Source organism: Streptomyces sp. NPDC002793, assembly GCF_040295485.1.
Taxonomy (GTDB): domain Bacteria; phylum Actinomycetota; class Actinomycetes; order Streptomycetales; family Streptomycetaceae; genus Streptomyces.
Genome location: NZ_JBEOVL010000014.1, coordinates 188,455 through 196,210, shown reverse-complemented (window position 1 = coordinate 196,210; position 7,756 = coordinate 188,455). Strand labels below are relative to the sequence as shown.

9 protein-coding genes are annotated in these 7,756 nt (G+C 71.1%); 8 read left to right on the top strand and 1 reads right to left on the bottom strand.

Annotated elements, in window-relative coordinates; all coding sequences use genetic code 11:
* Nucleotides 1-752, bottom strand: a 752-nt coding sequence (locus tag ABT001_RS16805; RefSeq protein ID WP_351277581.1) for a sensor histidine kinase, incomplete at its 3' end; no start/stop codon positions are given.
* Between the two features lie 192 nt (nucleotides 753-944).
* Between ABT001_RS16805 and ABT001_RS16800 the strand changes: the two genes are divergently transcribed.
* The 8 genes from ABT001_RS16800 to ABT001_RS16765 are packed head-to-tail and all read left to right on the top strand — an operon-like array spanning nucleotide 945 to nucleotide 7,747.
* Nucleotides 945-1,346, top strand: coding sequence for an NADH-quinone oxidoreductase subunit A (locus tag ABT001_RS16800; protein ID WP_351277579.1), 402 nt, complete (start codon nucleotides 945-947; stop codon nucleotides 1,344-1,346).
* Nucleotides 1,337-1,972 carry an NADH-quinone oxidoreductase subunit B gene (locus tag ABT001_RS16795; protein WP_351277576.1) on the top strand — a complete coding sequence of 212 codons (636 nt, stop codon included), beginning with the start codon at nucleotides 1,337-1,339 and terminating at the stop codon, nucleotides 1,970-1,972. The genes ABT001_RS16800 and ABT001_RS16795 overlap by 10 nt, the downstream gene beginning before the upstream one ends.
* Nucleotides 1,969-3,087: an NADH-quinone oxidoreductase subunit C gene (locus ABT001_RS16790; RefSeq protein ID WP_351277573.1), complete on the top strand. Its 1,119-nt coding sequence runs from the start codon at nucleotides 1,969-1,971 to the stop codon at nucleotides 3,085-3,087. Before ABT001_RS16795 ends, ABT001_RS16790 begins: the two co-directional genes overlap by 4 nt.
* Nucleotides 3,084-4,052 (top strand): complex I subunit 1/NuoH family protein, encoded by a 969-nt coding sequence (locus ABT001_RS16785; RefSeq protein WP_351277571.1) that lies wholly within the window; start codon nucleotides 3,084-3,086, stop codon nucleotides 4,050-4,052. The genes ABT001_RS16790 and ABT001_RS16785 overlap by 4 nt, the downstream gene beginning before the upstream one ends.
* Entirely contained in the window at nucleotides 4,052-4,672 is a 621-nt protein-coding gene (locus ABT001_RS16780; protein WP_351277569.1) for a NuoI/complex I 23 kDa subunit family protein, read from the top strand. Before ABT001_RS16785 ends, ABT001_RS16780 begins: the two co-directional genes overlap by 1 nt.
* Entirely contained in the window at nucleotides 4,669-5,325 is a 657-nt protein-coding gene (locus ABT001_RS16775; RefSeq protein ID WP_351277566.1) for an NADH-quinone oxidoreductase subunit J family protein, read from the top strand. The genes ABT001_RS16780 and ABT001_RS16775 overlap by 4 nt, the downstream gene beginning before the upstream one ends.
* Nucleotides 5,325-5,750 (top strand): NADH-quinone oxidoreductase subunit NuoK, encoded by a 426-nt coding sequence (nuoK, locus tag ABT001_RS16770; RefSeq protein WP_351277563.1) that lies wholly within the window; start codon nucleotides 5,325-5,327, stop codon nucleotides 5,748-5,750. Before ABT001_RS16775 ends, nuoK begins: the two co-directional genes overlap by 1 nt.
* The gene (locus ABT001_RS16765; RefSeq protein WP_351277560.1) at nucleotides 5,747-7,747 is read left to right on the top strand and encodes an NADH-quinone oxidoreductase subunit 5 family protein; all 2,001 of its coding nucleotides are present in this window, start codon (nucleotides 5,747-5,749) and stop codon (nucleotides 7,745-7,747) included. Before nuoK ends, ABT001_RS16765 begins: the two co-directional genes overlap by 4 nt.
* Nucleotides 7,748-7,756 lie beyond the last annotated feature (9 nt).

Sequence of the window (7,756 nt, the reverse complement as noted above, 5' to 3'; positions counted from 1 at the left end):
TCCTGGAGGGCGACCTTGACTTCGCCGTGTGCCTCTTCGACCATGCGGGCCGCGGCTTCGGGGTCGTCGGTGAGCTTCTCCTTCGCCAGGCCCAGGCCCATGGCGAGGGCGACGAGCCGTGCCTGTGCGCCGTCGTGGAGGTCGCGTTCGATGCGGCGCAGGTCGGCGGCGGCGGTGTCCACGACGACCCCCCGGTCCGACTCCAGCTCGGCGATCCTGCGTTCCAGCTCGTCGGAGGGGGAGAGCAGCGCCCGTGCCATCGCCCGGTCCGCGTTCGTCAGCCCGCGCGCGAGGTAAGGGAGCACGGGCCAGAGGACGAACAGGCTCACCAGCGTCACGGCGAACGTCGCCACGCCCCACGGCAGCCGGATGAACGAATACAGCAACGTCCGCCAGCCCACCGGATCCTTCAGTCCCGACCACAGCCAGGTGAAGAAGCCCTGGCCCCGACGGCTCAGCGCCATCGGGCTCGGCTCGTCGATCCGCAGCCCGAGCATCCGCCGGGCCCGGCCGCGCTCGGCCCGTCCGAGCCCGCGGGCGCCCTGAAGCCCCAGAGCGAGCAGCGGCAGTCCGATCACGGTGACGGAGAGCCCGGCGCCCACACCGATCAGGAAGACGGTGTAGACGAAGCCGCCGATCGCCATCGGCAGATTGGCCAGGAGATACGCGATCTCCTTCCACGTCCACCGGCCGAGGGCGAAGCGCGCGGGCGGCGGACGGTCGTTGTCCGGCGGGGAGGGGCTCATGGTCATACGACCAGCGTGCCGGGCCGGAGGCGCCCACGCCATGGGGTCCGTGGGTGATGCCGGGTAGGGATAACCCCACCTCGTGTCCTGTCTCCTGCCCCACCTTTTGTGCGACGGGGCTGCTTACCGTCCCTTTAACAGGGCCTAGACTCCCGTGCGTACAGACCGTCGAACAGGTTGAGGGAACGAGGGGCGGACGTGGCGGACGTGCCGGTACCGACCGTGCTCGCGTCGGACTACTTCCAGAGCTACTCAGTGGTCGGACTGCTCGCCCTGGTGGGCGTGCTGTTCGTGGCCGTCGCCTTCGGGGCCGGCCGACTGCTCAGGCCAGTGGTCCCGACGCCGGAGAAACTGCTCACGTACGAGTGCGGCGTGGACCCGGTGGGGGAGGGCTGGGCCCACACCCAGGTTCGCTATTACGTGTACGCCTTCCTGTACGTGATCTTCGCCGTCGACTCGATCTTCCTGTTCCCGTGGGCGACGGTGTTCGCGGCCCCCGGATACGGGGCGACGACGCTGGTGGAGATGTTCATCTTCCTCGGTTTCCTGGCCGTGGGACTGCTCTACGCATGGAAGAAGGGCGTCCTCGAATGGGCGTGACGAGCCGGCCGAACCCCGAACCCCCCGTGTCGCTTCCCGATCCGACGCCGCTGCCCGGGCCGAAGAAGCTGGGTGTGCTGTCCCGGCTCGCGCCCGAACCGATGAAGGTGGTCCTCAACTGGGGCCGCCGCTACAGCCTCTGGGTCTTCAACTTCGGACTCGCCTGCTGCGCCATCGAATTCATCGCCGCCTCCATGGCCCGTCACGACTTCATCCGGCTCGGCGTCATCCCGTTCGCCCCCGGCCCCCGGCAGGCCGACCTGATGGTCGTCTCCGGCACCGTCACGGACAAGATGGCCCCGGCCGTGAAGCGGCTCTACGAGCAGATGCCCGAGCCGAAGTACGTCATCTCCTTCGGTGCCTGCTCCAACTGCGGCGGGCCCTACTGGGATTCGTACTCCGTGACGAAGGGCGTCGACCAGATCATCCCCGTCGACGTGTACGTACCCGGCTGTCCGCCCCGGCCCGAGGCGCTCCTCCAGGGCATCCTCAAGCTCCAGGAGAAGATCGCCCGCGAATCGCTCGCCGAGCGGTACGCCACCGAGGACACGGCCCGTCCCTCGGCCGCCGCCCTGCGCAGCGGTCTCGTCGCGGCCCCGAAGGCGCCGGGGGAGGAGCGGCAGTGACGACCGCCTCGGACACCTACGACCGGCTGCCCGACGCCGTCACCGACGTCTTCGGCGCGGACGCCGCCGCCGCGTACGCCTACGACCTGCTGACCGTCGACGTCCCCGCCGCCTCCTGGACCGCCGCTCTCGAAACGGCTCGCGACGAGCTCGGCTGCACCTACTTCGACTGGCTGAGCGCCGTCGACGAACCGGGCACGGGTTTCCGGGTCTGCGCCCATGTCGCGGCCCTCGGCGGCGGCACGGTCCGCCGCCTGCTGATCCGCACGACCGTCCCGCACGAGGCCGCCACCCTGCCCACCGCCATCGGCGTCTACGCGGGTGCGGCCTGGCACGAGCGCGAGACGCACGAGATGTTCGGCGTCGCCTTCGAGGACCATCCGCACCTGGTCCCCCTGCTGCTGCCCGAGAGCTTCGAGGGGCACCCGTTGCGCAAGGACTTCGTCCTCGCGGCCCGGGTGGCCAAGGCATGGCCGGGCGCGAAGGAGCCGGGCGAGTCCGAACACGGCGGGCCCAAGCGGCGCACGATGCTGCCGCCGGGCGTGCCTGATCCCAATGAATGGGGCCCGCTCAAGGGGCAGCTCCCGGCCGCACCGGCCCGGCCGGCCCGAGGAGCGCGCGCGGCGGGTGACCGCCCGGTGCGCCGGTCCCGCAGCGCGAGCGAGGGTTCGGCGGCACAGCGGCCGGACGCGGCGGAGGCGAAGGGCGCCGACACCTCCCCGCAGGCCGCGCCGCCGCGTCGTTCCCGCAGCGCCTCCCAGGGCTCGGCGAGCCAGGCCACGGGCCCTGCGCCCACGTCTCCGAAGGGCACGCCGACGGCGGGCAGCGCGGACGCGCCCTGGCACGACGCGCGGCCGGCCTTCGACTACACCCCGGAGCAACGACCGGCGCCGGAACGCCCCGCGCCGTCGGACGCTCCCGCGTCTGAGCCGGAGCCTGCGGCCGAGCCCGCGCCTGCGGCTGAGCCAGCGCCTGAGCCGGAGCGCGCGCCGCGTGACGCCGACCGTGACCCCGACAGCGCTCCGGACCCGCACCGGACCCCGGGCCCCGACTCCTCGTCCCGAACCGAGCGTTCCGCCGGTCCCGACCGTCCCGCCGGAGGCGATACCGCGTGAACGACGTACTCGACGTCGCCCTCCGCCTCATCATCGTCTTTGCCGTGTTCATGGTCGTCCCGCTCGTCGTGGGGCAGGCCGAACACAAGGTGATGGCCCACATGCAGGGCCGCCTCGGCCCCATGTACGCGGGCGGGTTCCACGGCTGGGCCCAGCTCGTCGCGGACGGGGTGAAGTTCGCGCAGAAGGAAGACGTCGTCCCGGCCGAAGCGGACCGCCGCATCTTCCAACTGGCCCCAGCCGTCGCCCTGCTCCCGTACCTCCTGGTGCTCCTCGCCATTCCGATCGGCCCCGGCGAGGGAGCGGTCGGACAGGTCGTCGACGCCGGCATCTTCTTCGTACTGGCCGTCATGGGCGTCGGTGTGCTCGGCTCGCTGATGGCGGGCTGGGCCTCGGCCAACAAGTTCTCCCTGCTCGGCGGTCTCCGCACCGCAGCGCAGCTCCTCGCCTACGAACTGCCGATGCTGCTCGCCGCCGCGTCCGTGGCCATGGCGGCCGGTACCGTCTCGCTCCCCGGCATCCTGAACGCCTTCGAGTGGTGGTGGCTGCCCTGGCAGATCGTCGGTGCCCTGGTCTTCTTCGTGGCAGGGCTCGCCGAACTCCAGCGCCCGCCCTTCGACATGCCGGTCGCCGACTCGGAGATCATCTTCGGCGCGTACACCGAGTACACGGGTCTCCGCTTCGCGCTGTTCCTGCTCGCCGAGTACGCCGGCATCGTCGTCCTGTGCGGTCTGACGACCGTCCTCTTCCTCGGCGGATGGCACGGACCGCTCGGCGCCGACGGGCTCGGCTGGGTCTGGACCCTGCTCAAGACCGGCGTACTCGCGTTCGTCGTCATCTGGCTGCGGGTCACCTACCCCCGGCTGCGCGAGGACCAGCTGCAGAAACTCGCCTGGACCACACTCATCCCCCTCGCCCTCGCGCAGATCGCGCTCACCGGCATCGTGAAGGTGGCGATCAACTAGTGCCCCCGATCCCCGGCTCAGGTCTGGCCAAGGGCCTCGCCGTCACCCTGCGGACCATGACGAAGCGCACGGTCACCGCGCAGTACCCGGACGTCCAGCCCGAACTGCCGCCCCGTACCCGGGGCGTCATCGGGCTGTTCGAGGAGAACTGCACGGTCTGCATGCTCTGTGCCCGCGAATGCCCCGACTGGTGCATCTACATCGACTCCCACAAGGAGACGGTGCCCGCGTCCGCCCCCGGTGGCCGCGAGCGCAGCCGCAACGTCCTGGACCGCTTCGCCATCGACTTCGCCCTGTGCATGTACTGCGGCATCTGCATCGAGGTCTGTCCTTTCGACGCGCTGTTCTGGTCGCCGGAGTTCGAGTACGCGGAGACGGATATCCACGAGCTCACCCATGAGCGCGACAAGCTCCGCGAGTGGATGTGGACCGTTCCCGAGCCGCCCGCGCTCGACCCGGGAGCCGAGGAGCCCAAGGAGATCGCCGCCGCCCGTAAGACCGCCGACAAGCTCCGGGCCCAGGTGGCGAAGGACGCCCAGGCTGCGAAGGAGGCCCAGGCGGCGGACGACGCGGAGGCCGCCCGGCCGGCGCAGGCAGCGGAACAGGAGGGGCAGGAGTGACCCTCGCGGCCACCGCCGGCCACCCCGGCTTCCTCTCACCGACCGGCGTCGAGATCGCTTTCGTCCTGGTCGGACTCGCCACTCTCGGCGCAGCACTCATCACCGTCACGACCAAGCAGCTCGTGCACGCGGCCCTCTGGCTCGTCGTGGCGCTCGGCGGCATCGCGGTGGAGTACCTCCTGCTCACCGCCGAGTTCATCGCCTGGGTGCAGGTCCTCATCTACGTCGGTTCCGTCGTGGTCCTCCTCCTCTTCGGACTGATGCTCACCAGAGCCCCCATCGGCCGTTCCCCGGACGCCGACTCGGACAACCGGTGGATCGCCCTCGGCGTCGCCGTCGCCTCCGCAGCGGCTCTCGTCTGGGTCGTCGTGGACGCCTTCCGTACGACCTGGATCAATCTGGACGGTCCGGCCCAGGGCTCCACCAAGGCCTCCGGAGAATTCCTCTTCCGGCACTGGGTCCTCCCCTTCGAGGCCCTCTCCGTCCTGCTGCTCGCCGCCCTCGTCGGCGCGATCGTCCTGTCCCGCAAGGACCGCATGGATCGCAAGGACCGCAAGGACCGCAAGGACCGTAAAGCCGGGCAGACCGACCGCAAGGCCGGGCCGAGCGGCCGAGTGGACGGCCCCGCCGCGAACCGGGAGGACAAGCGCTGATGCACCTCGCCTATCCCGCCGTCCTGGCCGTCCTCCTCTTCTGCATCGGGCTGTACGGCGTGCTCGCCCGCCGCAACGTGATCCTCGTCCTCATGTCGGTCGAGCTCATGCTCAACGCCGTCAACCTCAACCTGGTCGCCTTCGACGTCTGGCTACGCGACGCACTCCACGCCGGCCAGGCGCTCACCCTCTTCACGATCGCCATCGCCGCAGCCGAGATCGGCATCGGCCTGGCGATCGTCCTGGCCGTCTACCGCAACCGTGGCAGCTCGGACGTCGACCGTCTGCGCGACACCGCGGAGACCGCCGAAGCCGAGACACTCCCCGGTGATCCCGACGCCGACGCCGACGCAGCCCAGGACACCACCGCAGACCAGGCCACTGCTCCGGCAGGGAAGGCAAAGAAGGCAGAGGCCACCGCGTGACCACCACGACCCTCGCCGTCCTCGTCCCCCTCCTCCTCTTCCTGGGCGCCGCCGCAGGACTGCTCCTGGGCCGGACCGCGCCCGGCTTCGTCCGTCCCCTCGCCGTCCTCCCGGCCCTCCTCGCCACCGTCCTCGCCGTCGTCGTCGCCGTACGCCAGGGCGGTGGCCGTCCCATCGACGCCGCGACCCAGCTGACGCCCACCGGCTCGGTCCCGATCGACCTGGCCCTGCACCTGGACGGCTTCGCCGTCCTCACAGCCGTCCTCGTCGGTCTCGTCGCCACGTGCGTCCAGATCTACTCGACGGCGTATCTCAAGGACGACGCCCGCTACCCCTCGTACGCGGCCCTCGTCTCCCTCTTCACCTCCGCGATGCTGCTCGTCGTCTACTCAGGCGACCTGATGGTGCTCCTGGTCGGCTGGGAGATCATGGGCATCTGCTCGTACTTCCTCGTCGGTCACTACTGGGAGACCCCCGAGGCGCGGGCGGCCTCCCTCAAGGCGTTCCTCGTCACCAAGCTCGGCGACGTGCCCTTCCTGATCGGGCTGTTCGCGCTCGCCGCGGACACCGGTACCTTCCGCATCACCGGCATCCTGGCCGCCGTGAACAACGGCGGTCTCGATCACCCCACACTCATCGCCCTGCTGCTCCTCGCCGGCGTCGCCGGCAAGTCCGCGCAGTTCCCCCTCCACACCTGGCTGCCCGACGCGATGGCCGGCCCCACCCCCGTCTCCGCGCTGATCCACGCCGCGACGATGGTCGCCGCCGGTATCTACTTCGTGGCCCGGCTCATCCCCGTCTTCGCCGCCTCGGGCGCCGCCCTCGTCGTCCTCGCGGTGATGGCGGCCGTCACGATGATCGGCTCCGGGCTCGCCGCACTCGCGCAGGACGACATCAAGCGCGTCCTCGCCTACTCGACGATCGGCCAGCTCGGCTACATGTCCGGAGCCCTGGCTGTAGGTGACCGCGGGGCAGCCGTCTTCCACCTCCTGTCACACGGTGCGTTCAAGGCCGTCCTCTTCCTCGCCGCGGGTGTCGTCATCCACGCGGCGGGAACCAACTCACTGGCCGCCATGTCCCGCATGGGCGGGCTGACCAGGCGCATCCCCGACGCCTACTGGACGATGACCGTCGCCCTCCTCGCGCTCGCCGCCATTCCTCCGTTCGCCGGCTTCTTCTCCAAGGAAGCCGTCCTCGTCGCCGCCGAGCACACCGCCCTCGGGGACCGCGGCGTCGCCCCGGCGGCTGCAGGCTGGACCGTCCTCGTCGCCGGACTCGCCGCAGCGGTCCTCACCGCCGCCTACGCCACCAGGCTGTGGCTCCTCGCCTTCCGCGGGCGTGGCCCCGAGGCCCCCGACCACGGCCGGCAGCCCGTCGCGATGACTTCCGTCCTCTGGGTCCTCGCCGTCCCCACGATCGCCTTCGGTCTCACCGCCGGGGTACTCACCGACTGGTTCGACGGACACAGCCTCGCCCCCTCCCTCACGACCGCCGTCCTCTCCACCGGCGTCGGCCTCGTCGGCGGACTCGTCACCTACGGCGCGTGGCGCCACACCACGGCGCTCGCCGGCCGCCCCCCGATCGGCGCGGTCGCCGCCCACCCCGGCGCCGAACCCGGACGCGTGGAGGCCGAGGCCACCGCCTCGCACACCGCGGCGTACGGCACCATCGCAGGCGCCCCCGACCCCTCGGACCCCGGCCGGCTCCTGCTGGGGCCGCTGCACCGTCACGCCGTCACGGGCTTCCACCTCGACGCCCTGTACACGGCGCTGTTCGTGCGCCCCGTCGTCGCTGCCGCACGGCTCGTCCGCTTCCTGGACCGTGAGGTCGTCGACACCTACGTGCGCGGCTCGGGCAGCATCGCCCGCGGACTCGGCACCGTGATCCGCCGCGCCCAGACCGGCAACGTGCAGACCTACCTCGGCGCGCTGCTCGCCGGAACCCTTGTCCTGGCGATCGCCGCCGTCGTCTTTGCCAACGTCTACGCCGGGGCGTGAACCGTGTTC